Genomic DNA, 26,614 nt, shown 5'->3' with positions numbered 1-26,614 from the left:
GGATGAGGACTGTTCAGGTGTTGCCCTGGCTGCTGGGGTTGATATGGGCAGGGCAGGTCGCTGCGGCGCCGGCCATTGCCCTGAGCGATGTACGCCACGCGCCCCTGGTGGCGGTGGCGCGGGCCGGGGAAGGGCTGGTCGCGGTGGGCGACCACGGCGTGGTGGCGTTGTCCGCCGATGGCCAGCAATGGCGCCAGGCGCGCAGCGTGCCGGTGGATGGTTTGCTGACCGCCGTGAGCTTCGTCGATGAGCGACAAGGCTGGGCGGTGGGGCATGGTGGGGTGCTGCTGCACAGCCTCGACGGCGGTCAGCACTGGACCCTGCAACAGCGCCTGGAGGGCAAACCCGTGCTGCTGTCGGTGCTGTTCACCGACGCCCACCACGGCATGCTTGTCGGTGCCTACGGCTATGCGGCGCGCACGGTCGATGGCGGCGTCAGCTGGCTGCCGATACAAATCGGCGAGGAGGGCGACGACTTCCACCTCAATCAGGTGTTCCAGGCCGCTGACGGCAGTCTGTTTATCGTCGGCGAGGCCGGCCACGGCTACCGCTCCTCTGACCAGGGCGCGTCCTGGCAGGCACTGGACACCGGTGTCAGTGGCTCGCTGTGGACCGGCACCGGCCTGCGCGATGGTCGCGTGCTGCTGGCGGGGATGAGCGGGCGGGTGCTGCTGGGGGACAGCCAGGGGCGCCACTGGCGCCTGCTCGACAGTGGCAGCCGCGAGGCGATCAGCGCCGTGACGCAACTGGATGACGGGCGGGTGGCGCTGGTGGGTAATTCGGGCCTGGTGGCGATCTCCGACTCGCAGGTGGCGCATTTTACCAGCGCACAACGTGAAGACCGCTCGAACCTGGCCGCCCTGGCTGCGCAATCCGGTCACCTGCTGTTGTTCGGCGCCACTGGCGTGATCGATGGCGTGGCACCGGATGCCAAGGCAACTGTCACCGCGCGCCAAGCCTCTGAAAATGCCCCTCGATAGACTCAAGCCCAGGCCAATCGCCTGTTGCGGAGCCCCTATGTTCAAGCGTTCCTTGCGTCATCTGCTGTGTGGTCTGTCGTTGTTCGCCGGCACCGCCTCGGCACTGGCCGAATTCGTGCCGGAGCAGGCCCGTGTCGAAGTGCTGGGCGATCATCGCGAGCAGCACTGGTTCTGGATCTGGGGCAGCAATGCGCCCAACATGGTCGATGGCCGCGCCTACCTGTTCGACGACCAGGGCCGCAACCTCGGCCAGCTGAGCACCGGCATCTGGTCCAACGGCCTGCAGCTGGCGCACAGCCGCGACGAGCTGTATGCCACCGAGATCTACTTCAGCCGTGGCGTGCGCGGCCAGCGCAGCGATGTGGTCACGGTGTACGACGCCAGGACCCTCAGCCCCAAGCGTGAGATCGCGATCCCGGCCAAGCGCATGACCGCGCTGATCTCCACGGGCCTCAGCGTGCTTTCCGATGACGAGCGCTTCCTGCTGGTGCTCAATTTCACCCCGGCGCAGTCGATCTCGGTGGTCGATCTGGAAAACAGCCGCTTCGTCACCGAGGTGCCGATCCCCGGCTGCGCCTCTATCTACCCGGCCGGCCCTCGCGATTTCTACGCCATCTGCGGCAATGGCGGGTTCTTCCACCTGCGCTTGGATGATCAGGGGCAGGTGGCGCTGCAAGAGCGTACCGCGCCAGCGTTCGATCCATTGCAGGACCTGCTGCTGACCACGGGCGTGCGCGATGGCGGCACGTGGTACTTCGTCTCCCAGCACAACCGCGCCTATGCCCTGGACATGAGCGCCGAGGGTGTGCGCCCGCGCAAGCAGTGGTCGTTGCTCAGTGACCAGGAGCGCGCCGATGGCTGGGGCATTGCCGGCAACCATGGCGTGGCCTTGCATCGGCAGAGCGGGCGGCTGTTCGTATTGATGCACAAGGACAAACCGGAGAACTACCAGAAGCCCGGCACCGAGGTGTGGGTGTTCGATGTGGCCACGCAGCAGCGTGTGGCGCGCCTGTCGCTCAAGGAGCAGAGCACCGCCATCGGCGTCAGCCAGGGCGCGCAACCACGGCTGTACAGCCTGGACTGGGTGGTGCCGATGCCGAGCCTGTTCACCCTGTGGGTCTACCTGACAGAAGGCGAGGCCGGACTGACCCCGTTGCTGCGTCAGGGTGTGAACCTGTACGACGCTGACAGCGGCGAGCACCTGCGCAGTGTCGGTGACATTCCCCTGGGTTTCCTCAATGTGGTGATGCCATGGTGAGCGTCGAACTGCTGCATGACCCCTTGGTGCATGTCGCCAGCGTCGGCGGGCTGGCCCTGCTGCTCGGCGCCGCCGCGCTGCACAAGCTGCACGATCCCCGGGCGTTTGCCGAGGTGCTGCAACGCTATGCGCGCGTGTTGGGCCGCTGGTGCGCGGCGCCGGTGTGGGCGCACCTGTTGCCGGTGCTGGACGTGTTGGCCGCCGCCGGCTTGTTGCTGAGCCTGTGGTGGCCGTTGGCGACGCTGCCCGCCGTGGTGATGCTGGTGCTGTATGCCGGCGTGTTGGCGGCGGCCGTGGGAGAGGGTGCATCCCTGGAAGACTGCGGCTGCCACTTCGGCGGCCGTCGCCAGCCGCCGTCCCGGGCGCTGGTCTGGCGCAACCTGCTGCTGGCGCTGGTCGCCGGCAACCTCTTGGTACCGATGAACGAACGCGCGCTGAGCTGGCTCGACGGCTGCACCCTGGTGTTCGCCTTCGTATGTGTCGCCGCCCTGTACCTGCTGGCCAACCAGCTGATCTCCAACCGTGCACTTGTGAGGCAACGGCCATGACCTATGCACTGATCATTTCCAGCCTGTTGTCCTGGGCGATCATCCTGATGCTGATCCTTGCCGTGTGGGCGCTGGCGCGCCAGGTCGGGCTGCTGCATGAGCGCATCCAGCCGGTGGGGGCGCTGTCCCTGGGCAAGGCGATAAAGGCCGGTGACACGGCGCCCGTGTTCACCCTGCCGAGCCTGACCGGGGGCTCGGTCAACCTGGGCGACGCAAGCGGGCAGGGCACTTTGCTGTTCTTCCTGTCCGAGACGTGCCCGGTGTGCAAGACGCTGCTGCCGGTGCTCGATGCGTTGCGCCGCCAGGAACGCCTGAGGGTCGTGCTGGCCAGCGATGGCGAAGCGGATGAGCACCTGGCCTTCATCGACGCCCACAGCTTGCAGGCGTTCCCCTACCTGCTGTCGCGGGAAGTGGGCCTGGCCTACCAGATCAGCAAGCTGCCCTACGCTGTGCTGATCGATGAGCACGGCCGCGTCGCCAGCCATGGCCTGATCAACACCCGCGAGCACCTGGAAAGCCTGCTGGAAGCGCGGCGCCTGGGGCATGCCACCGTCCAGGCGTACAACGCCGCGCAACAGGGGATGCAGCCATGACGATCCGTTGGTTCGACGAGGCCACCCAACTGCTGACCCGCCGTGTCGCCCGCGGCACTTCGCGCCGCGGCTTTCTTGGCGGCCTGGGCACCTTGCTGGTCGGCACCGGGGCGACCACCCTGCTGCCGGTGTTTCGCGGCGGCGCCTTTGCCCAGTCCAGCGCTGGTCTGCAGGAGTCGGGTGATCCGAACAGTTGCGAGTACTGGCGTCACTGCGCCATCGACGGGTTCCTTTGCGGCTGCTGCGGCGGCACGTCCAGCAGTTGCCCTCCGGGCACCGTGCGCTCGGACATCACCTGGATCGGCACCTGCCGCAACCCCACCGACGGCAAGGACTACGTCATCTCGTACAACGACTGCTGCGGCAAGAGCAACTGCGGCCGTTGCGTGTGCCAGCGTGACCAGGGCGACACGCCGCTGTACCGCCCGCAGAGCTCCAACGACCTCAACTGGTGCTCCGGCAGCCAGGCGGACATGCCGTACCACTGCTCGCTGTCGGTGGTGATCGGGGTCAAGGAGTAGGGCATGGCCGTGCGCCGGATAGGGCTGCTGACGCTGGCGGTGCTGTTGCTCGCCGGCAATGCCCGGGCCACCGAGCCCCGTCAGTTCGACTACATGCTCAACTGCCAGGGCTGCCACCTGCCCGACGGCAGCGGCAACCCGGCGCGCAACGTGCCGGCGTTTCCCGGGCAACTAGGCAAGTTCCTCGGGGTGCCGGGGGGGCGCGAGTACCTGGTGCAGGTGCCGGGTTCGGCTTTGTCGGGGTTGTCGGACGAAGCCCTGGCCGGCGTCCTCAACTGGATGCTGGCGCGTTTCGACGCCCGTCATCTGCCCGCTGATTTCAACCCCTACACCGGTGCCGAGGTGCGGCAGTGGCGCGGGGCGGTGCCCGCCGACGTCGAGACCACGCGCAATCGCCTGCTGCAACGCATCGCTGAACAAGAACAACGATCAGGGAACCCCGACCGATGAAACAAAGCCTTTACGCTGGCCTGCTGGCCATGACCGCGGCCTTCGCCGCCCACGCCGAAGCGCCACCGACCCAGGCCACCACCTGTGTGGCCTGTCACGGTGCCCAGGGCCAGGGCAACCCCGCCCTGGGCGCGCCGCGGCTGGCCGGGCAGCAGGCCGAATACCTGCTCACCCAGCTGCGCGACTTCAAGGCAGGCCGCCGTGGCTATGCCGCCGCAGACACCCATGGCGCACAGATGCGCGCCATCGCCACGACCATAGGCGATGGCGACCAGGAACCGCTGGCGCGCTACTTCGCAGGGCTTGGCGGTACTTCCAGCACTGTGCCAGCTGCGTCCGCTAGTCAGGGGCAAGCGCTTTACCAGGGTACCTGCGGCGCTTGTCACGGCCCTCGGGCAGAGGGCTTCGCGCACTTGAAAACGCCCAATCTGCGCGTGCTTGACCGGGTCTATCTGGAGCGTCAGTTGACGGCGTTCAGCGATGGGAGCAGAGGGGGCGAGCAGCATGGCAGCGAGCTGGCGATCTGGATGCGCGGCATTGCCTTGCAACTGCATGACGATGATCAGCGGCGGGTATTGCTCGACTACATCGCCAGCCCTTGAATCGGGGCTGCTGCGCAGCTCATTCGCGGCATAAGGCCGCTACTACAGGGATCGTGAAGGCCCACTGTCCCACTCCAACGGAAATACCTCCTACCATGCCATCACCCAAGTTTCTCAAGGGCTTTCGCCACGAACTGGCCAATCGCGCCTTCGCCCTGGCGGCGGTCCGGCGCATGGCTTCGCGCTTGCAAGGCCAGCCGTCCCATCCATTCTGGAAGACCTACGCCGACCTCGAACGCTTCAATCAACCGCGCTACCAGGCCGCCGCCGACCGCTGGGGGCTGGATACCACGCCCGGCGTACTGACACGGCTCAAGGCCTGGCTGCTGTCCTCGGTCCCGCGGCCCCTGCAAGGCCTGCTGCTGCGCATCGTCCACCACGAGACCGTGAAGTACATGGCCTGGCTGCAGGGCCTGCGCCAGATTGGCCCCGCTGATGCGCAGCGTTTCCTCGACTACATGATCGAGCAGGAGCAACTGCAGCTGGACATGATGCGCATGGCGCTCAATGGGCGCTACCGCGATGTGGTACGCCAGGCCGACACCTTCTTCCTCAAATACAACGGTGTGCGGCTGCTGGCCGAACACCTCTTGCCACCTGCCACCGCGGAGCTGCCATGAACGTCCTGATCGTCCATGCCCACAACGAACCCCAGTCCTTCAACAGTGCCATGGCCCGCCTGGCCGTGGAGGTTCTCGAGGGCCAGGGCCACAGCGTTCAGCTGTCGGATCTCTATGCCATGGACTTCAACCCGGTCGCCAGCGCCGATGACTTCCGCCAGCGTGCCAATGCCGACTACCTGATCTATGCCCTGGAGCAGCGCCATGCGGTCAACAACGGCACCCTGGCTACGGACATCGCCGCGGAGCTGGACAAGATCCGCTGGGCCGACCTGATCATCCTCAACTTCCCCATCTACTGGTTCAGCATGCCGGCCATCCTCAAGGGCTGGATCGACCGGGTGTTCGTCTCAGGCTACTGCTATGGCGGCACGCGCATCTACGACCGTGGCGGGCTCAAGGGCAAGCGGGCGATGCTCAGCTTCTCACTGGGTGGGCAGAGCCACATGTTCGGGCCGGATGCGGTGCATGGCGAACTTGACGCGATGCTGCGTCCGATCCAGCGCGGGGTGCTGGGCTATGTCGGGTTGTCGGTGTTGCCGCCGTTCGTGGCGTTCCATGTGCCCTACATCAGCGAGCAGGCGCGCCAGCAGTACCTGGCGCAGTACCGCGAGCACCTGTTGACGCTCGATGAGCGGGCGCCGCTGGTGTTCCCGTCGCTGGATGATTTCGATGCCACCTTGCACCCAAGAGTCCTGTGAAGGGGAGCGATATCCATGCCTGTTCATGTCGAGCGTTGCGAAGGCATCGCGTTTCTCACCCTGGATCAGCCGCAGCGGCGCAACAGCTTCGACCTGTCCATGGCCATCGCCCTGCGCGATGCCGTGCGCGGCCTGGCGCTGGCGCCGCCTAAGGTGGTGCTGCTGCGCAGCCGGGGCGAGCACTTCTCGGTCGGCGGTGACGTCCATCACTTCCAGCAGTTACTGCAACGTTCGCCCGACGCCCGTAGCGCAGGTGTCGCGCAGTTGGTCGGCGCGGTGAACGAGGCGGTGCTCGGGCTCACAGACCTGCCATGCCCGGTGCTGGGTCTGCTCAATGGCGCCGTGGCCGGCTTCGGCCTGTCCCTGGCACTGGGCTGCGATTTGCTGGTGGCCGCCGAGGACGCTCGGCTGGTCTACGCCTACGGCGCCATCGGCATCACACCGGACGGCGGCGGCAGCTGGCACCTGCCGCGTCATCTCGGACTGCCCCGCGCCCTGGCCCTGGCGTTGCTGAACAGGCCCTTGTCGGCCCAGCAGGCCCAGGCGCTCGGGTTGGTGGTCGATGTGGTGTCCGCCGACGCCTTGCCGGCCACCGGCCTGGCGCTGGCCAGGCGCCTTGCCGGCGCCGCCGCCGCTGCGCAGACGGGGGCCAAGCGGTTGCTGCGTGCAGGCCTGGAGGGCGATCTGGCCAGTGCGCTGGACCGGGAGCGAGGTGTGTTCGTGAGTCTTTGCGCCAGCGATGACTTTGCCGAGGGGGTGGAGGCCTTTTGTGAGCGCCGTCCGGCGTCCTTCGGCTAAAAAAAATCAGCCATCTTCACGGGATCTTGATAATCGCTCGAAGGAACGTTGACAGACCCTCGCTAGAGTGCGCGCCAGTTGAAATGCGCCGGGCAATCCCGGTGCGTTTCCCGTGGTGTCGAAAACCTTATCCAGCGAGTCATGATCATGTTCGAAACAACGTCCATCAGGAAGATACTGGGCACTTCGCTTGCCCTCAACGCGGCGCTTGCCTGCAGCCAGGCCAATGCCCAGGAAAAGACTGCGCCGGACATCATCTGGGGCGACGAGACCCAGTTTGCCGCAGGCTTCGCCCTGCATGCCGCCCCGCGCTACATGGGCGCGAAGGGCAGCCAGGGCCACCTGCTGCCATCGGTGACCCTCCAGCGCGGCATCTTCTTCGCCGACAGCCTCAAGGGCGTGGGCGTGCAGCACCAGTTCGACAACGGCTTCAGTGCCAGCCTCTCGGTTGGCTACGACTTCGGCCGTGCCGACGGTGACAGCAAGTACCGCAATGGCTCGGACGATTTGAAAGGCATGGGCGAGGTAGGCGGTGCGACGGTGGTCGACATCAACCTGGCCCAGCAGGTCCTGCCCTGGCTGGCGATCACCGCCGATGCCGAACTGCGTACCGGTGGCTACAAGCGCGGCAACCGCTATCAGTTCGGCCTGCTGAGCACGCTGCACCAAAACGACGCCGACACGGTGACCCTGGGCGTCAACGCCCATGCGGGGCAGGCCAGGTACAACCAGACCTACTTCGGCGTCACCGGCCAGCAAAGCGACAACACCGATTTCGATCGATTCAAGGCCGACCAGGGCATCTATGCCTACTCGGGCGAGTTGTCGTGGATGCACCGGTTCGACCCGCACTGGTCGACCATCGCCAGCGTGAACGTAATGCACTACACCGACCAGGTCCGCCACAGCCCGATCATCCGCCAGGACACGCCGGTCACCTCGACCGTCGGGGTGCAGTACGCGTTCTGATTCAGGCCAGCGGCAGGAACGCCTCTTCGATGAACGCTTCGAGCGCCTGCGCCTCGATGACCTCGATCGAGAAATGCCCGAACCGCTTCGGCAGCCAGATGATGCGGGCACCGGCAGGCGACTGCAGGTGCTCGCGCGCCAGCGGCGTGCCGTTCTCGTCCTCGGGCTGGATGCCGTTGGCCGTCAGTTGGTCATAGGCCTGTTCGATGTCCGGCGTGGAGTAGCAATGGCGGTAGATCATCCCTTCGCCGTGAGTATCGAGCAGGTCCTTGAGGTTGCCCGCCAGCGGCTGCACCAGCATGAAACGCTCCTGACCGATCCGGGCGATGGCGTAGTGCACATGCAGGCCGCCGCGCTCCCAGACGAGGGTGCGCGAGATCTCGGCGCCCAGCACCTGGGCGTAGTAGGTACAAGCGGCCTGCAGATCGGCGACCAGCACATCCACGTGGCTGAATGTCAGGTCCATCGCATCGCTCGCTTTCTCGGCAGGTGTTGTCATCATCAGGCTCAGTGCTGGGTGGGGGAGACGCTGTCTGCGTTGGCCTGTTCGGCGCCCAGGCTGGCTTCGGCCGCCAGTTTCAGCCGGTCGGCCTTGGAGATGTAGGTGTTGCGGTTTTTCGGCGCCAGCTTGGCGCTGGCCTTCTTGGCGTGGGCTTTCAACAGCTGGTTGATCTTTTTACGACGGTTCATGTTTTTTCGCTTCATTGGCGCCTTGTGGTACGGCAGGACGAACGATACAACAAAGCACCCCTGACGAATCGTCATATTCACGCTACACCATCACCTGACGGGGTTGAACGAGCGACAGGCACGGAGCCTGTCGAACCCGACAAGGAGGTCATCATGCAAGGAACACCACGGCATTGCGCCTGGATGAGAACGCTGTTCTGGGGTTGGCTGGCCGTTGCCTCGCCGATTTTCGCCGAGGAAATCTGCGCGTTGCCCGACGTCGTCGAGCCCGCGCCGGTGCGCCCGGTGGACTATGTCAACAAGGACCTGCCCACCGATTACCTGGCGCTGGTGCTGTCCTGGTCGCCGGAACACTGCGAGACCCAGCGCAACAAGCCCAAGGCGCAACGGGACAAGCATGCCTTCCAGTGCTTCTCCGGCAACCGTTTCGAATGGGTGGTGCATGGCCTGTGGCCGCAGAACCGCTATGCCAAGTCCAACCAGGACCATCCTCGCAACTGCCAGAGCGTCGGCTCGCTGCCGGCGCCACTGGTCAGGCAGCACCTGTGCATGATGCCGGGGCCGGACCTGATGCAGAACGAATGGCAGGCCCATGGTACCTGTGGCTGGTCGTCCGCCGACCGTTACTTCGCCGATATCCAGCGGGTGTACGACACGCTGCGCCGTCCCGATACCCAGGCCATGCTCGGCCGCAACCCTGGTCCCAATCAACTGCTGGACGCCAAGGTCAGCGATATCAAGCAGGCTTTCCTGGCCCGCAACCCCGCGCTGCCGGCGCAGAGCCTGCGAGTCTCGGTAGGCTCGGGCAACCGGCTGAAGGAGCTCTGGGTGTGCCTGGACAAGCAGCTCGCCCCGATCTCCTGCCCGAGCGGCGGGACCCCTGACAGTCAATCGATCAAGGTCAGGACGCCGTTCCAGTAACCGGCCTGCAAGGAGTGCACCCATGCGAGCATCCGCCACTGGCGACTATCTGCGGGTACGGGCCATCGCCGGCACCCATGTCGTGTTCCTGGCCTGGGACTTCGTGACGCCGCCGAGCCTCGAGGCACTGGTCGGCGAGCAGAACCTGCTGGGCTTTGCCGTGCACCGTCGGTACTTCGACGCAGCCGGCAAGGTGCGGACCCAATACTACCTGCGCGGCCTCAAGCGCTTCGCCGACAAGGACAAGGGGCTGCCACCGGGGACGCTGGTGCCCACCAGCGAGCATCCGATCCAGAGTTTCCTGTGGGCCGACTACACCGTCGCCGCCGATGGGGATTACGAGTACAGGGTACTGCCGGTGTTCGGCGAACCCAAGAACCTGCGCATCGACGAAGCCCGGAGCGTCGCGGTGCGCGTGCGCTGTGAATCCACGTTGGCGCCGGCCGGCGAGGGATTGGGACACGATATCCACTTCAACCGCGGCGTGATCGGCTCCCAGGCTTATGCCAGGGAGTTTGACAACGTCGCTCCCGACCCCGATGCGCCGGCATCAAAACCGATGAAATGGCTTTCACGGGGCTTGTACGAAGCCCTGCTCGACTTCATCGGGCGTGGCGGCGCTAAGGGCATGGGCCTGCGCGCGGCGTTCTACGAGTTCCAGTACCTGCCGGTCGCCCAGGCCCTGCGCGAGGCCGCTCGCGAGGGCGACGTGCAGGTCGTCTTCGATGCGCAGAGCAAGTACAAGGCGAACAACCTGGCCACCATCGAGCAGGCCGGCCTGCAGGCCTGGGTGCATCCGCGCACGGTCAGCGAAGGCATCCGCCACAACAAGTTCATCGTGCTGCTCAAGGATGGCCAGCCGGTCAGCGTCTGGACCGGCTCGACCAATATCTCGGCTGGTGGGATCTTCGGCCATTCCAATGTTGGCCATGTCGTCCACGACCCCATCATCGCCCGGCAATACCTGGACTACTGGACGCGGCTGCAACAGAACATGACCCCGGCAAGCTTGCGAGTGCCCAACGTCCAGGCCAGCCCTTTGCCCGCCTTGCCGTTGCAGCCGGGCACCTACCCGCTGTTCAGCCCCCGCGAGCGCAAGGAAACGCCCCAGGCGCAAAAGACCTTGCAGTGGTACGCGGACCTGGCCGGCAATGCCCGGCAACTGGTGTGCTTCACCGCCGCGTTCGAAATCGCCCCGCAATTCCAGAAGGTGCTCCAGGCCCAGAACGACGTGCTGCGCTACGTGATCAAGGACGATCCGCTCAGGAAGACCGAAGACATTGGCACCGACGGTGACGTGATCTTCGCTGCCGGCAGCTACCTGGGCGAGGACAACCCGCTGGCCAACGCGCTCAAGGAGCGTGACAACCCGCTCAACAGCAACGACTTCGTCCATACCAAGTACCTGTTGGTCGACCCCCTGGGCGAGCAGCCCACCGTGGTGACCGGGTCGGCGAACTTCAGCGCCGCCTCCCAGGAAAAGAACGACGAGAACATGCTGGTGATCCACGGCGACACCCGGGTGGCGGATATCTACTTCGGCGAGTTCATGCGTCTGTTCGATCACCACTACGCGCGCTACCTGGCGGCGAAGTACCGGGCCCGGCCCGGGAGTACTGGCAATTACCTCAAGCCGCAGGCCGGGCAATGGTTGCCTGCACACCTGGATCCGTCCAACTACCGGTCGAAGCGGCGCCGCTATCTGGTCGGCTGACAGTCCCCCCAGGCCATGCGCTATCCCTGTAGGAGCGGCCATGCGCCGCCTGGGCATGTAGGTGATTTGCTCCATGATGGGTAGGAGAAGCATAGCGACACTGTATAAACATCCAGTATTCATTGGGGTTTCTCCCAACGGCCGGCTTCGGTGCGCAAAATCGCGCCGTGGACAATAAATCCAGCTCCGTTAGTTTGAAGGCCTCTCCTTCGGAAAGGGAGAGTTCTCAAATCAAATGGAGCTATGAACATGAACCAACCACAAAACCAGAACCCACTTCGCCATGGCCGCGTCACTTCTCCGGCTTCCCGCGGCGCCGTCGCCATCGACCTCGGTGTGCTGAGCGGCTGGCAGGTCGACGAAATGGAAGGCGGCAAGAACTTCCCGGCCCTGGCGGCCGGTCCGTTCCCCGCACCGTTCCAATCGGACAACCCAAGCGTCGCCCCGCCCGCCGACGGCTATATCCTCAGCGGCGGCAAGACCGACGCCCGTGACTGCGTCAACTTCACCGACGAGGAGATGAGCAAGAAGCTCAACCGCGCCTTCACCTGGCCGCTGGTGAACGTCGACCCCGGGCAGCTGTTCAAGGTGACCTGGCGCTACACCGCGCCGCACACCACCCGTGGCTACCGCTGGCTGATTACCAAGGACGGTTGGGATCCGAAACAGCGCATCACCCGTGCGCAGCTGGAGGACAAACCGTTCGCCGAGGACTTCTACCCGCAGGTGCCGTACTACAGCCATGCCGGCGAGCTGAAGGCCAAGGTCGACCACGAAGTGAAGCTGCCGGCCAACAAGAAGGGCCGTCATGTAATCGTCCTGATGTGGATCGTCGCCAACACCGGCAACGCCTTCTACCAGGCCTTCGACGTCGACTTCAAGTAAGTCCGCGGATCTTCCACACGTTCTAAAGGATTGGAACATGTCAAAGATTGACTTTACCCAACTGAAGGCCGCGCGGGACGATGCCGCCTCGCGCATGCCCAGCCTCGAGGGCAAGAAGATCCTCATGGGCTACTGGCACAACTGGCCGGCAGGCCCGGCGGACGGCTACCAGCGCGGGCAGTTCGCCAACATGAGCCTGGAGGAGGTGCCGCGCGACTACAACGTGGTGGCCGTGGCGTTCATGAAGGGCAGCGGCATCCCGACCTTCAAGCCTTACAACCTGTCCGATGCCGAGTTCCGCCGCCAGGTCGGCGTGCTCAACAGCCAGGGCAGGGCGGTGCTGATGTCGTTGGGTGGTGCCGATGCGCATATCGCGCTGAACCCGGGCCAGGAACAGCCCCTGGCCAATGAAATCATCCGCCTGGTGGAAACCTACGGTTTCGACGGGCTGGACATCGATCTTGAACAGAGCGCGATCGACTTCGCCGCCAACAAGACCGTCCTGCCCGCCGCGCTGAAGCTGGTGAAGGATCACTATGCCGCCGAGGGCAAGCATTTCATCATCAGCATGGCACCGGAGTTCCCTTACCTGACCAGCGCCGGGCGCTACGTCGACTACCTCAAGGCACTGGAGGGGTACTACGACTTCATCGCCCCGCAGTTCTACAACCAGGGTGGCGACGGGCTGTGGGTACAGGAGGCCAACAACGGCAAGGGCGCCTGGATCGCCCAGAACAACGATGCGCTCAAAGAGGACTTCCTCTTCTACCTGACCGAAAGCCTGGTCAGCGGCACCCGCGGCTTCACCCGGATCCCGGCCGACAAGTTCGTCATCGGCCTGCCGGCCAACGTCGATGCCGCCGCCACCGGCTACGTGGTCAACCCGACGGCGCTGACCAACGCGTTCAAGCGTCTGTACGCCAAGGGCGTGTCGATCAAGGGCCTGATGACCTGGTCGGTCAACTGGGACAACGGGGTCAACAAGGACCACGTGCCCTACAACCAGGAATTCAGCCGACGCTACGGGCCGCTGATCAACGGCACCAAGGCACCTGCTCGCACCCGCAAGGCACCGACCGGCGCCTGATCGAACTCGCATCGGGCAGACGTGCCTGATGCCCGGCAGTCGAGGCCTGCCGAGGTGAACGATCGATAAGAATCCGATGCCGCAAGGCATCGGATTTTTTGTTGTCTGCAGGATAGGGGCAACCCTGTGAGCCCTATGTCCGAAAATAGCGAGCCTCGAACGAGTCCAGGACACTAGAATGTCGCTCATGACCAACCTCTGCCTGGGCTGGTGCCCACCCTATGACATCGAAGCGACGCTGGGCTTCCTGCGCCTGCGCGCCATCCCGGGCCTGGAATGGGTCGAGGGCCGGCAGTACGCGCGCACCCTGCGCCTTGTGCAGGACTCGCAGGCGTGCAGCGGCTGGCTGAGCGTGAGCCTTGATGACGAGCGCGCCCAGGCGCAGGTGACGATCAGTGACAGCCTTGCCAGCGTGCTGCCCATGCTGATCAACCGCGTGCGAACCGCGTTCGATCTGGATGCCGACCCGGTGGCGATCCACCGCGTGTTGCAGGCCAGTTTTCCGACCAGCGAAGGCATGCGTGTGCCCGGCACGCTGGATGGCTTCGAACTGGCGGTGCGCGCCGTGCTCGGCCAGCAAATCACCGTGGTTGCCGCACGCACGCTGGGCGCGCGCCTGGTCACCGCCTTTGGCGAGCCCATCCAGACTCCAGTCGCAGCGCTGGACCGCCTGTTCCCCACACCGGCCACCCTGGCGGCGGCCAGTGGTGATGCCCTTGGTCGACTGGGCATCACGCGCCAGCGCCAGGCGGCGCTCAAGGCCCTGGCCGAGGCCGTGGGGGAGGGGCGCCTGGTGCTGAGCCCCGGCGTCGATGTCGCGGCCACCTGCGCCCAGTTGCGTGCCTTGCCCGGCATCGGTGACTGGACGGCCCAGTACATTGCCTTGCGCGCACTGCGCTGGCCTGATGCGTTTCCGGCGGGTGACGTGGCATTGCAGAAGGCACTGGGTGTGAACAGTGCCAGCGCCGCTACGCAGGCCGCGCAGGGCTGGCGCCCCTGGCGTGGCTATGCGGTGCTGCGGGCCTGGCAAGGACTGGCAGGCAAGCCGTGAACCAGGCTCAGGGTTGTCCGGCGTTGTCTGACAGTGCCTGCAACACCGCCATGGCGCTTTGCGCGTCATCCACACCAACAAAGATATGGTCATGGTAGAAGGCCGCCACTACGTTGCAACTGATGCCGGCCTTGCCCAGCGCGGTGGCGAACGCTGCGGTCAGGCCAACGGCTTCGAGAGAGGAGTGGACGGTCAGCGTGATCCAGGCGCACACGTAGGTGTAGGGCAGCTGCATCGCGTCCGCGACCTTTCGCTCCAGGATGACCGTCCAGCCTTCGTGCTCCCTGAAGCTGCCGACAATGTTCAGGTCTTGTAGTTGTGAGGCGTCGGTGACCGTGGCAAAGACATACTCACCGTCATTGAGTACGGGTTTCATGGACTGGAGGAGTTTTTCAATCGAGGTTTCGCCATGCATCGTGTGGGCTCCCGGGGTGGTGAGCCGGCAGTCTAGAGCGTTCACCGGGGACGATTGAAATTAGCATTGCACGCAGGGCATTAGGATAATCGATGAGTCTGGCGCTCAGCGCCACGCCGCCAGGCGCACCAGCGAGGGCAGCAACAGTGCCCAGATCGGCGCCAGCAGCGTGGCGGTGGTGATCGCGCCCAACGGCAGGTCGACCTGCGCCAGCCGGGCGCCGGCGAGGTAGGCCAGCGGTCCGCCCAACGCGCCGAACAGCGCCCCGCGCCAGAACGGCCTGCCGGTCCAGGCCAGGCTGTGGCGCAGGCCGCTGGCCAGCACCAGCCACAGCATCGCCAGCCACATGGGTAGAGGACGGCTGTCGAAAGCGAACACGCCAAGCGCGCCGAGCAGGCTATCCAGCAGGCAACCGGCCAGCGTTACGCGCAGTAGCGCCCGGAATTCGCCAGCGCGATCCCGGCACAGGAATACATGCGCCACCATGACCGGCGGCACCACCAGCAACAACCAGGGCCATCGCGCCCCGAGCACGCACAGCCACCAGCCGGCCTGAAGCCACAGGGCATTGGCGATCAGCCAGCCACGGCGCATGGGTCAGTGCCCAGGCAACGGGGCGCGCCGAGCCAGGGGGGCGGCCCACAGCAACTGGGCGACGCCGATGGCGCGTTCCTCGAAGCCGCCCTGGCAGTAGCACAGGTAGTACTCCCACAGGCGCTGGAACATTTCGTCGTAGCCGAGCGCCGCCAGCTCACCACGTGCCTGGCGCAGGTTGTCGCGCCAATGACGCAGGGTGCGTGCATAGTCCAGGCCGAAGTCCTCCAGGTGCACGAGGTTCAGCCCTGTCTGGCGGCTGGCGGTGTCGAGCAGCACGCTCAGCGACGGCAGGGCGCCGCCGGGGAAGATGTAGCGCTGGATGAAGTCCACCGAGCGCCGGGCCTGGGCATAGCGCTGGTCGCGGATGGTGATGGCCTGCAGGAGCATCAGCCCGTCAGGTTTGAGCAGCGCGGCGCACTGGCGAAAGTACACGGGCAGGTAACGGTGGCCAACGGCTTCGATCATCTCGATCGAGACCAGTTTGTCGAAAGTTCCCTGCAGGTCGCGATAGTCCTGGCGCAACACCGTTACACGGTGTTCCAGCCCCAATGCCTGGACGCGCTGGAGGGTGAACGCATACTGGGCTTCGGAGAGCGTCGTGGTGGTGACCCGGCAACCGTGTCGGGTCGCGGCGTGGATCGCCAGGCTGCCCCAGCCGCTGCCGATCTCCAGCAGGTGATCCTGCGCACCCAGTTCGAGCTTGCGGCAAATCTGCTCCAGCTTGTTCAACTGGGCGTGCTCCAGGGGTTGCTCGGGGTGTTCGAAGCGGGCCGCCGAGTACATCATGGTCGGGTCGAGCAGGTGTTCGAACAGGACGTTGCCCAGGTCGTAGTGGGCCAGGATATTGCGTTTGGCGCCGCGCCGGGTGTTGCGGTTCAGGCGATGCAGCAGGCGCAGCAGGGGGCGGCCCAGGCGTGCCAGGCCACCTTCCAGGGCGTCCAGCACCTCCAGGTTGGCCACGAACAGGCGGGTCACGGCCGCCAGGTCCGGGCTGTGCCAGTAGCCGTGGATGTAGGCTTCGCCGGCACCGATCGAACCGTTGCCGGCCACCAGGTTCCAGGCCGCGCCTTCAAGGATCTCCACTTCGGCCAGCAACGGGCTGCCGGCGTCGCCGAAGCTCCATTGCTGTCCCCGCTCGCGCAGTCGCAGGTGGCCGTGGCGCAGCTTGCCCAGTTGCGCCAGCACCGCGCTGCGGGCCAGCCCACCCAACAGGGGGGTGAGGCCTGCGGATTTGCTGACGCTAAGGGTGGGGTTCGACATGATCGGGCTCCTCGCAGCGGTGGCCAAGCGCCAGGGCGCCCTGGCTGGCGGTGTGGTCGTGAATGGGGATGCGCTTGAGCAACAGGCGCAGGGCTTGCCAATAGATGGCCGAGACGGTGCGCAGGCTCATCCAGGGGAAGGACAGCAGGTATCGGTGCAGCGCGGCGCGGCCCAGCGGCTGGCGGCGCACGGCGAGGTCGGCTTCGAAGACTTTCTGACCGTCTCGCCAGTTCTCCATGTGCACGTGAATCCGCTGCGCGTCCAGATGGAAACGCAGGTGGTAGTCCATGGCCATTGGCAGGAAGGGCGAGACGTGGAAGGCCTTGGTCATGACGAATGGCTGGTCTAGACCGTCCCGCACCGGCAGTACATAGTGGAAGCGCTCGCGCCATGGCGTATTGCGCACTTCCAGCAGGATCGCCGCCAGTTGTTCGTTACGGTCATGGCAGAAGTACAGGCTCACCGGGTTGAACGACAGTCCCCAACTGCGCAGTTGGGTCAGCAGATGCACCGGGCCCTCGGGAATCTGGCCGGTGGCTTGGCCGACCAGCCGGCGGGCGGCCTGGGCCAGCGGCTCGCCGGTACCGGTCAGCGCCGGCAGGTAGTCGGTCTCGCGCCAGCTCAGGGGGGCCAAGCGCCCGTGGCCTATCCAGCGTGACAGGCCCAGCAGCCGGGCCTGCTCGTCAAGGTCCAGGTAGAACATGCCGATCCGGTAGCGGAAGGCATGCGGGCGGGGCCCCAGGCGCCGATGGCTGACCCAGCCCGGGCACAGGCTGCTGTTCACAGTTGCTCTCCGAAGTGTTCGGCGACCTTGAGCGCACTGACCACGCCGTCCTCGTGAAAGCCGTTGCCCCAGTAGGCGCCGCAGTAGTAGCTGTGGCGCTGGCCCTGCAGTTCGGCCTGGCGGGCCTGCGCGGCGGTGGCGGCGAGGCTGTACTGGGGGTGGGCGTACTGGTAACGGGCGATGATCTGCGCCGGGTCTACCTGCGCGGTCTGGTTGAGGCTGACACAGAAGGTCACCGGGGCCTGGAGGCCCTGCAGGATGTTCATGTTGTAGGTCAGCGCTGCCGGAGCTTGCTCGGGGCCGCCCAGGCGGTAGTTCCAACTGGCCCAGGCCTTGCGTCGGCGCGGCAGCAGGCGGGTGTCGGTGTGCAGCAGCACGTCGTTGCTGGCGTAGGTGATGGCCCCGAGTACCGCGCGCTCCTGGGCGCTGGGCGCCTCCAGCAAGGCCAGGGCCTGGTCGCTGTGGCAGGCGAACACCACGTTGTCGAAACGCTCGCTACCGGCCTTGCTGAACAGGGTGACGCCACCTTCGTCGCGGCTCACCCGGTCGACCTTGCACGCCAGGCGGATGCGCTCGGCGAACGGCCGGCACAGCGGTGCGACATAGCTGCGCGAACCACCTTCGACGACCCGCCACTGCGGACGTCGGTTCACCGACAGCAGTCCATGGTTGCGGCAAAAGCGCACGAAGAACTGCAAGGGAAAACCGAGCATGTCCGCCCGTGACATCGACCAGATCGCCGAACCCATCGGCACGATGTAGTGCTCGACGAAGCGCCGGCCATAGCCCTGTGCCTGGAGATAGCCGCCCAGGGTGGTGGACGGGGCAATTCGCCCGCGGTCCAGGTCGGCCAGGGCCTGGCGGTTGAAGCGCAGGATGTCGCGCAGCATGCCCCAGAACCCCGGCGACACCAGGTTGCGCCGTTGCGCGAACAGGGTGTCGAGGTCGTGGCCGTTGTATTCGAGACCAGTGCCCGGGTCATGCACCGAGAAGCTCATCTGGGTCGGTCGCGAGGCAACGCCGAGCTGGTCGAGCAGGCGGATGAAGTTCGGGTAGGTCCAGTCGTTGAACACGATGAAACCGGTATCCACCGCATGGCGCTCGCCGTGCCAGGGCACTTCGACGGTATGGGTGTGGCCGCCGATCCAGTCGTCGGCCTCGAACACCGTGATTTCGTGGCGGCGCGACAGCAGGTGGGCGCAGGTCAGGCCGGCGATGCCGCTGCCTATGATCGCGATACGCATGTTGGGCTATTCCTGTGGCCGTCTTGCCAGGCGTCGACCCAGCGCCAGGCGCCAACGCGGCGGCAGCGCGCCGAGCAGGCGCAGGGCCAGGGTGAATGCAGCGGGGAAGTTGATTTCCAGTGGCCGCCCGGGCAGGCGCCGGGCGATATGGCGGGCGGCGCGTTGCGCCGTCCAGCGCTGGGGCATGGGGAAGTCGTTACGCCGGGTCAGGGGCGTGTCGACGAAGCCGGGGCTGATCAGGGTGACATCGATGCCTTCGTTGGCCAGGTCGATACGCAGCGATTCGACCAGGTAACGCACGGCGGCCTTGGACGCGCCGTAGGCGCCGGCCCGGGGCAGGGCGAGCCAGGCCGCCGAGCTGCCCATTACCACTACATGCGGGCGTTCGCCGCGACGCAGCAAGGGCAGGGCGACGGCCAGGCAATGGCACAGGCCCAGCAGGTTGGTGCGCATCACGCGTTCGACCAGGTCTGGGTCGAATCGACCTGGCTCCAGGTATTCGCAGGTCCCGGCGTTGAGGATGACCGCGTCCAGCGCGCCCCAGGTCTGCTGCAGTTCACTGGCGATCAATGCCAGCCGTTCGCGGTCGTCGATGTCGCCAAGGGCCACCAGTGCCTGATCGGGAAAGCGTGCGACCAGGGGCGCCAGGCGTTCGGCGCAGCGGCCTCCCAAGGCCACCCGGTGCCCCTGTTCCAGCAATTGCACAGCCAGTGCGGCGCCGATGCCGCTGCTGGCGCCGGTCAGCCAGTAGCGGCTCATGTCAGTCGGCCCTTTAGCCAGCGAATGGCGCCGCCCATGACCGGGATATGTTCGTACAGCAGGGCGCCGGCGTCGAAGTAGTCCTGGTGGATCTGCACTCGCTGCTGCCATTGCAGATGACTGCAGCCCTGCAGGCTGATGGCCCGGCCGCCGGCCAGGCGCGGATGGCGAAAGTGCAGGGTCCAGCGCAGGTAACCCTGCCCGGGCTGGACCTCGTCGGCGCCGGTGAAGGCATAGCGGATGTCGTGGGCGTTGGCGTAGAGCTGGGCGAAGTACGCCTTCAGGGCCGGCAGGCCATCAATCCGGTGCAGCGGGTCGCGAAAGCAGATGTCTTCACTGTACAGGTTTTCCAGCGAATCAAGATTGCCTGCCTGCAAGCGGGCAAAGTGATGGGCGAACTGCAGCAGGTAGTCTGACATACGCGGCTCCGGGCAATCCTGTACAACGATGGCGAGTTGTACAGGTATGACTGAAGCCTAGGACTAAAATTGTACAAATACAATTGTCTTGTACAGCTTTTTCAATCAGCGTCCCGTCGCCTCCAGCGCCTGGCGCAAGCGCGCAACCTCCGCCTCCAGTTCGCGCACTTTCTCCTCGGCGGCCACCTGAGCCGTGACATCGCGCTGGATACCGATGTAGTAGGTCAGCTGGTCGGCTTCGTTGCGTACCGGGGTGATCGACAGCTCGTTCCAGAACGGGCTGCCATCCTTGCGGTAGTTGCGCAGCACCTGGCGGCAAGGGTGGCCTGAGCGGATCGCCTGGCCGATGGCGGCGACGCCCGGCTGATCATGGTCGGCGCCCTGGAGAAAGCGGCAGTCCTGATAGAGGATGTCGTCCGTGGCGTAGCCGGTGAGCCGTTCGAAGGCCGGGTTGACGTAGATGAGAATGCTGTCGTTGCCCTCCTGCTCGGCGACGACGATGCCATCGTTGGATTGTTCGACCATCAGTTGCAGGAGTTTCGCGTTGATCATGGAGCTCACCTGTCGGAACGTGGATGCGAATGCGCAGCGTAGCTACCGTGCGAGAGCCTCGGGCGCGTTTGCCGACCATGATGACCCAAGCAGGCTCGCCGCAACAGGTGCCCATGGGTTTAGAATGTGCTCACCTCCATGCGAACCCTGGCCATGACCGACACCCCTTCCTTAGACTTGCTGCCCATGCGCGACGTGGTCAGCCTGACCGGCATCAACCCCGTGACATTGCGGGCCTGGGAGCGCCGCCATGGCCTGATCAGCCCACAGCGCACCGAAGGCGGCCACCGGCTGTACACGGCCCGGGATGTCCAGCGTATTCGCGACATCCTGCGCTGGACCGGCAACGGCGTGCCCATCAGCAAGGTCGGCGGTCTGCTCGCCGGCCAGCCCGAGGCGCCCCCCGCGCAGGACGATGCCCTCCACGACTGGCGCCTGGCCGTTGTCCGGGCGACCAAGGCATTCGACGCGCAGGCGCTGGAAGGCATTCATGGGCAACTGTTCACGCTCCTGCCCAAGACCACGGTGATGCATGAGGTGTTCATGCCGGTGTGGCGTGAGCTGGCCGAGGGCGAGTCTTTCGGCGAGCGCAGCCAGTGGCTGTTCCTGGACACCTTCCTGCGCGCCCGTCTGCTACTGCGCCTGCACATGAACCAGGCCGATGCACCACGGGTGCTGCTGGCCGGCGCCGAGGGCCTGGTCGACCTGCAGTTGCTGTGTGCCGGCCTGCTGCTGAGCGATCGACGGCAACGCATCGAAGTGCTGGGGTGTGGCCAGCCGCTTGAGGAGCTGGCGCTGGTGTGCGGGGCAATCCAGCCCGCGGTGCTGGTGGTCGCGGTGCAGGGGCCGGTAAGCGCGGCCTTGGCGAAACGGCTGCGTTCGTTGCAGATGGAGATCCCTTGCCCGCTGGCCTTGGTGGGGGAGGGGTTGGGCGCTTCGCAGGCGGTGTTGCAGGGAACTCCGGTGTGTCTGCTGGATGAGCGCGATCCGCAGGCGCCCGGCATGCTCGATGCTCTGCTCAGGGGCGCCCTGGACCTGTGATGGCTACCTACAGCGCTTTCATCTGCGCAATATCCCGCGCCACCTGATCCGCAGAACGGTCGAACATCGCCTGCTCCTGCGCATCCAGCGGCAGCTCGATCACCTGCGTGATACCTGCGTCCGAGAGCACGCAGGGAACCCCCATGGCAATATCCGTGCGTCCGTACTCGCCCTCGAGAATCGCGACCGCCGGCAGGATGCGGCTGCGCCCGTTGGCAATCGCATCCACCATCTGCGCAATCGCCACGCCCGGCGCATCGCAGGCGCTGCCGACCTTCTTCAGGGCAAGGATCTCGCCGCCACCTTTACGGGTACGCTCAACGATCTGCTCGATCTGCTCACTGGACAGCAAGTGCGCCAGCGGTACCGCACCGACCGTGCAATAGCGCATCAACGGCACCATGCTGTCGCCGTGCCCGCCCAGGACCAGCGCCGTGATATCCCGTGCCGAAAACCCGGTCTGCTCGGCAATGAAACACTTCATGCGCGCGGTATCCAGCACCCCCGCCTGGCCGAACACCTTGTCGCGGCCCAGGCCACTGAGGTTCCAGGCCCGATAGGTAAGCACGTCGACCGGGTTCGACACCACCAGCACCGTCGCGCTCGGCGCATGCTGTTTCACATCGCGCATGATGCCATCGAGTATCGGCAGGTTGGTGGCCAGGACATCCTGGCGCGACTGGCCAGGTTTGCGCGGCACGCCGGCGGTGATCACCACCAGGTCGGAGCCCTGCAGCAACCGGGCATCCGACCCGCCGTGCACCTTGGTATCAGAGCCGGACTCCACCGCCGCCTGCCAGACATCCAGCGCCTTGCCCTGCGCCAGCCCGCCCTGGACGTCGATCAGCGCCAGTTCACGACAGAGGGCTTCCCGGGCGATGACCTGGGCCGCTGCCTCACCGACGATACCGGCACCCACGATTGATAGTTTGTTCATCTCGCACCTCCTCGCGGCTTGCGTCATCAGTGACACGCTCGCCTGTACAGGGAAGTATTGACCGCCCTTGGTAAAAGGCTACACGTTAGTCACTGCCAGCCAGCTGGACGCCAATTCCCATCACCCTGAAAGGCCTGCCCCTCAGAGCACTTTGACCGCCCGCCCGATGAACTGCACAGGCCCGGTCGGAAGGCCGCTGGCAGAGCCACCCACATTCTCCAGGGTCAGCTCGAACAACTGGTTGGGCTCAACCGCAGGCAGGCGCTCCAGCGGCACGGTTACCTGCTCCCCAGGTTCGACCAGCCCAAGGGAAACCGGTGCCGGCCATTGTTCACCCTTGGTCCAGAACTGCAGGACCTTGTCTCCCGGGACCTCGGACTTGCCCAAGGGAATCAGCTGGACCTTGTCAGGGCCACGGGCCTGGACTACCCAGCCAGGTGCCTGGGTGGCGGGTGCCACCAGCACGACCATGTAGGTGGTGGCAGGCGACTGAACCGTCAGCAGTGCAACACCCAGCAACAAGCTGGCTGCAAGGCTGGCAGCGGCCAGCCCTTGCCACAGCCCCAGGCGTCGCCACCATGTGGGCTGGGCAGGGCAGTCGCCCAGGCTACGGTTGATCCGTTGCCACAGTCTGGGACTGGGCGGCAGGGGCGCGGCCAGCGCGTTCAACCCCAGCAGCCGCTGCTCCCAGGCGTCCACGGCGTCACGCAGTGCACGGTCGCTATCCAGGCGCCTGAGCACGCTATCCTGCTGCTCGGCCGACAACGTGCCCAGCACATACTCGCCGGCCAGTTGCTCGAGATCATCGGCGCTTTTGCTACCTGGCTCGTTGTTCATCCCATGCACTCCCGCAGCGCCTTGAGGCTGCGTTTTATCCACGACTTGACCGTGCCCAGCGGGGTATCGAGCAAACGGGCGATCTCGGCATGGCTGCAGCCGTCGACGTAGGCATGCAGGATGCAGCGGCGCGGCGCGGTGTCGAGCTGGTCGAGGCAGCGGTCAATCCTCGGCGAATCGGCTTGCATGATCATGTCTTCGTGATAGGGCGCGATATCGGCATCGTCGAGCACGACCTCACGGCGGGTATCGCGCACGAAGTTCAAGGCCAGGTGCCGGGTCAGGCTGTACACCCAGCCACGTGCCGAGCCACGTGCCGGATCGAAGCTGTCCGCGCGGGTCCAGATGCGGATGAAGGCGTCATGGACGATGTCTTCGGCGGTGGCGTGGTCACGGGCGATGCGCCGGGCCACGCCGAGCAGCCGGGCAGCCTCCTGGTCGTAAAGCGCCTGCAGGGCGCCGCGATCGCCCCTGGCACAGGCCTGGAGACAGCGCTCGTAGTCGAATGGCGTCGTGGGCAGGTTCAAGGTCGGGCCGATCCTCATGCTATCGGGAGCCCCGGCCGGTCGGCCGGGGACTGTCGATGAGCGTAGCTCAAGGGTGCTGGCGCGCCTTGCGCGCAGGCCCTCAGTTGGCGGCCCAGAAGATGTAGTCGGCCTGGTACTTGACGATCTGCTTCTCGCCCTTGTTTTGCGCCGTGCAGGCGGTCTGCGGGGCGACACCGCCACGGGTGGCCAGGCGCTGGACGAAGCTGACGCCGCTCATGGCGCCCTTGCCCTCGGCGGGATTGGCCTTGACCAGCTGGTACGGCAGGTCACCCTTGGCCGCCGGGGCAATGGCCAGTTGCGTGCCGGTGATCTTCGAGCCGTCCTTGGCCTGCCAGGTGGCGGGCGGGCCGAAGTAGTCGCCCACGGCCTTGCCGGTCCGGTCCTTGAGCACGGCCTTCGGACCGACGAAGGTCCATTCGGTTTGGCCGGGGGCGTCGGGCTTGTCGCGGCATTCGTAGGTGATCTCGCCGACACCGACGGTTTCCAGCGCTACCTTGTGGCCGTCCGGCACCTTGACGGCATCGGGGACCCCGGTCTGGGCGTGGGCGGTCGGCAGCAGCATGGCCAGGGCGAGGCCGCAGGCGGGCAGGAACGAAACGTGTGCGATGTTCATCGAGCGATCTCCTGGTGGGGACATGGCAGGGCATTCAGGTGTTGCCCTGAGGTGAGTACCCACCAGGACGCGATCTGGATGCACCCAGACGAGTTCATCCTGGTGCTGCCAGGCCTGGTGCTGAACTACTTCGGCCAGGGCGCGTTGATCCTCGACAACCCGGCAGTGGTGCGCAACCCGTTCTACCTGCGGGCCCCGGAGTGGGTGCTGCTGCCGATGGTCGCGCTGGCCACCCTGGCCACCATCATCGCCTCGCAGGCGGTGATCTCCGACGCTTTTGACCCGCCAGGCCATCCAGCTGGGCTATGTGCCGCGCATGTTCATCCAGCACACCTCCAGCGAAGAGCAGGGCAGATCTGTTGCTATGGAAGGCCCCGCGCTGGCTGGCCATCCCCTTGCTGCTGGGCTTCCTGCTGGTGGACGGCCTGTACTTCGCCGCCAACGCGCCGAAGATCCTGCAGGGCGGCGCCGTCCCGGTGATCGCCGGCCTGGCGCTGTTCGTGCTGATGACTGCGAGGGGGCGAGCGCTTCCTCCCGAGCGATAGCATGAATCAAGCCCGCAGCAGATGAACAGCCAGCCCGGCCACGGCGCAGGCAAACAGCACCTGAATCACCCCCCGCTTGAAGCGGAACAAGGCGACTGCCGCAGCAAACGCGATCACCGCTGAAGGCCAGTCGAATGCCCCACTGAAACCCTTTGGCCATAGCACGTGGTAGCCAAAGAACAGGGCCAGGTTCAGGATCACTCCCACGACCGCCGCGGTGATGCCGGTCAGCGGTGCGGTGAACTTCATCTCGTTGTGCGTCGACTCCACCAACGGGCCACCGGCGAGGATGAAGAGAAACGATGGCAGGAACGTGAACCAGGTGACCAGGCTCGCCGCGACCGCACCGGCAAGAAACGGGTGCTCGGTACCGAACATGGGATGCACGTAGCCCCCAACGAAACCGACAAAGGCGACCACCATGATCAGTGGTCCCGGCGTGGTTTCCCCCAAGGCGAGGCCATCGATCATCTGGGTCGGCGTCAGCCAGCCGTAGTGTCCGACAGCGCCCTGGTAGACATAGGGCAGCACCGCGTAGGCACCACCAAAGGTCAGCAGTGCGGCCTTGGTGAAGAACCAGCCCATCTGTGGCAGGGTTGCGCCCCAGCCAAACGACAGCGTCAGCAGCCCCATGGGCAGGACCCAGAGTGCGGCACCGACCAGCAGCAGGCGCAACAGGTGGCCCCAACGGAATCGGGCGTGCGTGGGAGCCGGAGTGTCGTCATCGATCAGTGCCGGGCCATGGTTATGCTTTGCGGTTCCGTGACCGCCACCGATCACGAACTGGGCTGGGGCAAGGCGGCCTCCCACATAACCGATGATCGCGGCCACCAGCACGATCAGCGGGAACGGCACGTTGAGGGCGAAGATGGCAACGAACGAGGCGCCGGCCATGGCCCATAACCAGCCATTCTTCAACGCGTGCGAACCGATCCGGTGGGCTGCGTGGATGACGATTGCCGTGACCGCTGGCTTGATGCCATAGAAGATCCCTGCCACTACCGGGACCTGACCGAAGGCGATATAGACCCAGGACAGACCGATCAGGATGAACAGTGAAGGCAATACGAACAATACACCGGCAATCACCCCGCCCCAGGAGCGGTGCATGAGCCAGCCGATGTAGGTGGCCAGCTGCTGAGCCTCAGGGCCGGGCAACAACATGCAGTAATTCAGCGCATGCAAGAACCGCTTCTCGCTGATCCAGCGTCGGCGCTCGACCAGCTCCTGATGCATGATCGAGATCTGCCCGGCGGGCCCGCCGAAACTGATGAATCCCAACTTGAGCCAGAACAGGAAGGCTTCATACAAACTGACCGACTGCCGGGTGTCTTGCGAAGGTGGCTGTGTGCTCACAGCGGAGGGAGTATCAACCATTTTGAGCTTCCTCACTTGCGAACGCCGTCAGCAGGCCATCGAAAATGCCCTCGGCTACCGTTTCAGTTGATCGTCATCGCCGACATTTTCTCTCAAGCCCGCGAGCATACGCGTTTTCAGAGGCCGCGTTCCAGCGCGGGCAGCGTCGTCGTGCGGGCCATCGGTATCACGCAGGGCGTGGGTCGTGGGCAGGTGTCCTAGATCGATTATGAGAAAAATTAAAGATCAGCTCAAAATAAATGAGCTTTCCTCAAGGTGTTCATCTGCCGACAATCCCCCCATTGAATTTTTCCTTCGA

General features: G+C 65.4%; 32 protein-coding genes and 1 pseudogene. 18 read left to right on the top strand and 15 right to left on the bottom strand.

Annotated features, from left to right (window positions below; translation table 11 throughout):
• The first annotated feature begins 17 nt into the window (after nucleotides 1-17).
• The 11 genes from ACVWZ5_RS01790 (at nucleotide 18) to ACVWZ5_RS01740 (ending at nucleotide 8,040) form a co-directional block, all read left to right on the top strand.
• Nucleotides 18-980: a WD40/YVTN/BNR-like repeat-containing protein gene (locus tag ACVWZ5_RS01790; protein WP_230962655.1), complete on the top strand. Its 963-nt coding sequence runs from the start codon at nucleotides 18-20 to the stop codon at nucleotides 978-980.
• Between the two features lie 37 nt (nucleotides 981-1,017).
• Entirely contained in the window at nucleotides 1,018-2,238 is a 1,221-nt protein-coding gene (locus ACVWZ5_RS01785) for an amine dehydrogenase large subunit (protein ID WP_189660255.1), read from the top strand.
• Nucleotides 2,232-2,786 carry a MauE/DoxX family redox-associated membrane protein gene (locus ACVWZ5_RS01780; protein WP_062364443.1) on the top strand — a complete coding sequence of 185 codons (555 nt, stop codon included), beginning with the start codon at nucleotides 2,232-2,234 and terminating at the stop codon, nucleotides 2,784-2,786. Before ACVWZ5_RS01785 ends, ACVWZ5_RS01780 begins: the two co-directional genes overlap by 7 nt.
• Entirely contained in the window at nucleotides 2,783-3,379 is a 597-nt protein-coding gene (mauD, locus tag ACVWZ5_RS01775) for a methylamine dehydrogenase accessory protein MauD (RefSeq protein ID WP_457340360.1), read from the top strand. The genes ACVWZ5_RS01780 and mauD overlap by 4 nt, the downstream gene beginning before the upstream one ends.
• The gene (locus tag ACVWZ5_RS01770) at nucleotides 3,376-3,900 is read left to right on the top strand and encodes a methylamine dehydrogenase light chain (protein ID WP_028689280.1); all 525 of its coding nucleotides are present in this window, start codon (nucleotides 3,376-3,378) and stop codon (nucleotides 3,898-3,900) included. Before mauD ends, ACVWZ5_RS01770 begins: the two co-directional genes overlap by 4 nt.
• A gap of 3 nt (nucleotides 3,901-3,903) precedes the next feature.
• The gene (locus ACVWZ5_RS01765) at nucleotides 3,904-4,350 is read left to right on the top strand and encodes a hypothetical protein (RefSeq protein ID WP_084942829.1); all 447 of its coding nucleotides are present in this window, start codon (nucleotides 3,904-3,906) and stop codon (nucleotides 4,348-4,350) included.
• A complete protein-coding gene (locus ACVWZ5_RS01760) occupies nucleotides 4,347-4,952 on the top strand; it encodes a c-type cytochrome (protein ID WP_457340359.1) in 606 nt (201 codons plus the stop codon). Before ACVWZ5_RS01765 ends, ACVWZ5_RS01760 begins: the two co-directional genes overlap by 4 nt.
• A gap of 95 nt (nucleotides 4,953-5,047) precedes the next feature.
• Nucleotides 5,048-5,572 (top strand): hypothetical protein, encoded by a 525-nt coding sequence (locus tag ACVWZ5_RS01755; RefSeq protein ID WP_260269921.1) that lies wholly within the window; start codon nucleotides 5,048-5,050, stop codon nucleotides 5,570-5,572.
• Nucleotides 5,569-6,273 (top strand): NAD(P)H-dependent oxidoreductase, encoded by a 705-nt coding sequence (locus ACVWZ5_RS01750; RefSeq protein WP_062573707.1) that lies wholly within the window; start codon nucleotides 5,569-5,571, stop codon nucleotides 6,271-6,273. Before ACVWZ5_RS01755 ends, ACVWZ5_RS01750 begins: the two co-directional genes overlap by 4 nt.
• A gap of 15 nt (nucleotides 6,274-6,288) precedes the next feature.
• Nucleotides 6,289-7,071, top strand: a complete 783-nt coding sequence (locus ACVWZ5_RS01745; protein WP_062573708.1) for an enoyl-CoA hydratase/isomerase family protein — start codon at nucleotides 6,289-6,291, stop codon at nucleotides 7,069-7,071.
• A gap of 147 nt (nucleotides 7,072-7,218) precedes the next feature.
• The gene (locus ACVWZ5_RS01740; RefSeq protein ID WP_260269918.1) at nucleotides 7,219-8,040 is read left to right on the top strand and encodes a MipA/OmpV family protein; all 822 of its coding nucleotides are present in this window, start codon (nucleotides 7,219-7,221) and stop codon (nucleotides 8,038-8,040) included.
• A 1-nt stretch (nucleotide 8,041) separates the two neighbouring features.
• Here the strand turns inward: ACVWZ5_RS01740 and ACVWZ5_RS01735 are convergent, their stop codons facing one another.
• Nucleotides 8,042-8,506, bottom strand: coding sequence for a VOC family protein (locus tag ACVWZ5_RS01735; RefSeq protein WP_062573709.1), 465 nt, complete (start codon nucleotides 8,504-8,506; stop codon nucleotides 8,042-8,044).
• Between the two features lie 41 nt (nucleotides 8,507-8,547).
• Nucleotides 8,548-8,730, bottom strand: coding sequence for a DUF2986 domain-containing protein (locus tag ACVWZ5_RS01730; protein WP_186599836.1), 183 nt, complete (start codon nucleotides 8,728-8,730; stop codon nucleotides 8,548-8,550).
• 153 nt (nucleotides 8,731-8,883) lie between these two features.
• Between ACVWZ5_RS01730 and ACVWZ5_RS01725 the strand changes: the two genes are divergently transcribed.
• The 5 genes from ACVWZ5_RS01725 to ACVWZ5_RS01705 all read left to right on the top strand — a co-directional run bounded on the left by ACVWZ5_RS01725 (nucleotide 8,884) and on the right by ACVWZ5_RS01705 (nucleotide 14,388).
• Complete coding sequence (locus ACVWZ5_RS01725; RefSeq protein ID WP_028689288.1) at nucleotides 8,884-9,651, top strand: ribonuclease T2 family protein; 768 nt, start codon at nucleotides 8,884-8,886, stop codon at nucleotides 9,649-9,651.
• A 22-nt stretch (nucleotides 9,652-9,673) separates the two neighbouring features.
• The gene (locus ACVWZ5_RS01720) at nucleotides 9,674-11,365 is read left to right on the top strand and encodes a phospholipase D-like domain-containing protein (RefSeq protein ID WP_062573710.1); all 1,692 of its coding nucleotides are present in this window, start codon (nucleotides 9,674-9,676) and stop codon (nucleotides 11,363-11,365) included.
• A 249-nt stretch (nucleotides 11,366-11,614) separates the two neighbouring features.
• Nucleotides 11,615-12,250: a lytic polysaccharide monooxygenase auxiliary activity family 9 protein gene (locus ACVWZ5_RS01715; RefSeq protein ID WP_028689290.1), complete on the top strand. Its 636-nt coding sequence runs from the start codon at nucleotides 11,615-11,617 to the stop codon at nucleotides 12,248-12,250.
• 37 nt (nucleotides 12,251-12,287) lie between these two features.
• Entirely contained in the window at nucleotides 12,288-13,337 is a 1,050-nt protein-coding gene (locus ACVWZ5_RS01710; protein ID WP_028689291.1) for a chitinase, read from the top strand.
• A gap of 178 nt (nucleotides 13,338-13,515) precedes the next feature.
• Nucleotides 13,516-14,388, top strand: coding sequence for an AlkA N-terminal domain-containing protein (locus tag ACVWZ5_RS01705; RefSeq protein WP_457340358.1), 873 nt, complete (start codon nucleotides 13,516-13,518; stop codon nucleotides 14,386-14,388).
• 7 nt (nucleotides 14,389-14,395) lie between these two features.
• Here ACVWZ5_RS01705 and ACVWZ5_RS01700 read toward each other — a convergent pair whose 3' ends face one another.
• The 8 genes from ACVWZ5_RS01700 to ACVWZ5_RS01665 all read right to left on the bottom strand — a co-directional run bounded on the left by ACVWZ5_RS01700 (nucleotide 14,396) and on the right by ACVWZ5_RS01665 (nucleotide 20,418).
• Nucleotides 14,396-14,803: an ACT domain-containing protein gene (locus ACVWZ5_RS01700; RefSeq protein WP_062573711.1), complete on the bottom strand. Its 408-nt coding sequence runs from the start codon at nucleotides 14,801-14,803 to the stop codon at nucleotides 14,396-14,398.
• Between the two features lie 105 nt (nucleotides 14,804-14,908).
• Nucleotides 14,909-15,397: a DUF2878 domain-containing protein gene (locus ACVWZ5_RS01695; protein WP_062573712.1), complete on the bottom strand. Its 489-nt coding sequence runs from the start codon at nucleotides 15,395-15,397 to the stop codon at nucleotides 14,909-14,911.
• Nucleotides 15,398-15,400: 3 nt separating this feature from the next.
• On the bottom strand, nucleotides 15,401-16,660 hold the full coding sequence (locus ACVWZ5_RS01690) for an SAM-dependent methyltransferase (protein ID WP_062573713.1): 1,260 nt from the start codon (nucleotides 16,658-16,660) through the stop codon (nucleotides 15,401-15,403).
• On the bottom strand, nucleotides 16,641-17,444 hold the full coding sequence (locus ACVWZ5_RS01685; RefSeq protein WP_062573714.1) for a DUF1365 domain-containing protein: 804 nt from the start codon (nucleotides 17,442-17,444) through the stop codon (nucleotides 16,641-16,643). The genes ACVWZ5_RS01690 and ACVWZ5_RS01685 overlap by 20 nt, the downstream gene beginning before the upstream one ends.
• Nucleotides 17,441-18,688, bottom strand: a complete 1,248-nt coding sequence (locus ACVWZ5_RS01680; RefSeq protein ID WP_062573715.1) for an NAD(P)/FAD-dependent oxidoreductase — start codon at nucleotides 18,686-18,688, stop codon at nucleotides 17,441-17,443. Before ACVWZ5_RS01680 ends, ACVWZ5_RS01685 begins: the two co-directional genes overlap by 4 nt.
• 6 nt (nucleotides 18,689-18,694) lie before the next feature.
• Nucleotides 18,695-19,447, bottom strand: coding sequence for an SDR family NAD(P)-dependent oxidoreductase (locus ACVWZ5_RS01675; RefSeq protein ID WP_062573716.1), 753 nt, complete (start codon nucleotides 19,445-19,447; stop codon nucleotides 18,695-18,697).
• A complete protein-coding gene (locus ACVWZ5_RS01670; protein WP_062573717.1) occupies nucleotides 19,444-19,866 on the bottom strand; it encodes a nuclear transport factor 2 family protein in 423 nt (140 codons plus the stop codon). Before ACVWZ5_RS01670 ends, ACVWZ5_RS01675 begins: the two co-directional genes overlap by 4 nt.
• A 105-nt stretch (nucleotides 19,867-19,971) precedes the next feature.
• Complete coding sequence (locus ACVWZ5_RS01665) at nucleotides 19,972-20,418, bottom strand: PAS domain-containing protein (protein WP_062573718.1); 447 nt, start codon at nucleotides 20,416-20,418, stop codon at nucleotides 19,972-19,974.
• A 153-nt stretch (nucleotides 20,419-20,571) separates the two neighbouring features.
• Between ACVWZ5_RS01665 and ACVWZ5_RS01660 the strand changes: the two genes are divergently transcribed.
• Nucleotides 20,572-21,459, top strand: a complete 888-nt coding sequence (locus tag ACVWZ5_RS01660; protein WP_062575711.1) for a MerR family transcriptional regulator — start codon at nucleotides 20,572-20,574, stop codon at nucleotides 21,457-21,459.
• Nucleotides 21,460-21,466: 7 nt separating this feature from the next.
• On the opposite strand, the gene ACVWZ5_RS01655 is transcribed toward ACVWZ5_RS01660, so the two are convergent.
• The 4 genes from ACVWZ5_RS01655 to ACVWZ5_RS01640 form a co-directional block, all read right to left on the bottom strand.
• The gene (locus ACVWZ5_RS01655; RefSeq protein ID WP_062573719.1) at nucleotides 21,467-22,396 is read right to left on the bottom strand and encodes a malate dehydrogenase; all 930 of its coding nucleotides are present in this window, start codon (nucleotides 22,394-22,396) and stop codon (nucleotides 21,467-21,469) included.
• 141 nt (nucleotides 22,397-22,537) lie between these two features.
• Complete coding sequence (locus tag ACVWZ5_RS01650) at nucleotides 22,538-23,233, bottom strand: anti-sigma factor (RefSeq protein WP_062573720.1); 696 nt, start codon at nucleotides 23,231-23,233, stop codon at nucleotides 22,538-22,540.
• Nucleotides 23,230-23,760 (bottom strand): sigma-70 family RNA polymerase sigma factor, encoded by a 531-nt coding sequence (locus ACVWZ5_RS01645; protein ID WP_062573721.1) that lies wholly within the window; start codon nucleotides 23,758-23,760, stop codon nucleotides 23,230-23,232. The genes ACVWZ5_RS01650 and ACVWZ5_RS01645 overlap by 4 nt, the downstream gene beginning before the upstream one ends.
• 100 nt (nucleotides 23,761-23,860) lie before the next feature.
• Nucleotides 23,861-24,394 carry a DUF3455 domain-containing protein gene (locus tag ACVWZ5_RS01640; protein ID WP_062573722.1) on the bottom strand — a complete coding sequence of 178 codons (534 nt, stop codon included), beginning with the start codon at nucleotides 24,392-24,394 and terminating at the stop codon, nucleotides 23,861-23,863.
• A 93-nt stretch (nucleotides 24,395-24,487) separates the two neighbouring features.
• Here ACVWZ5_RS01640 and ACVWZ5_RS01635 point away from each other — a divergent pair.
• Nucleotides 24,488-24,936, top strand: a pseudogene (locus ACVWZ5_RS01635) (KUP/HAK/KT family potassium transporter); the annotation flags it as partial.
• Nucleotides 24,937-24,945: 9 nt separating this feature from the next.
• Here the strand turns inward: ACVWZ5_RS01635 and chrA are convergent.
• The gene (gene chrA, locus ACVWZ5_RS01630; RefSeq protein WP_084942798.1) at nucleotides 24,946-26,316 is read right to left on the bottom strand and encodes a chromate efflux transporter; all 1,371 of its coding nucleotides are present in this window, start codon (nucleotides 26,314-26,316) and stop codon (nucleotides 24,946-24,948) included.
• Nucleotides 26,317-26,614: the final 298 nt, after the last annotated feature.

It is taken from the genome of Pseudomonas sp. TE6283 (assembly GCF_054060555.1).
This window is presented reverse-complemented; position numbering and strand designations above follow the sequence as displayed.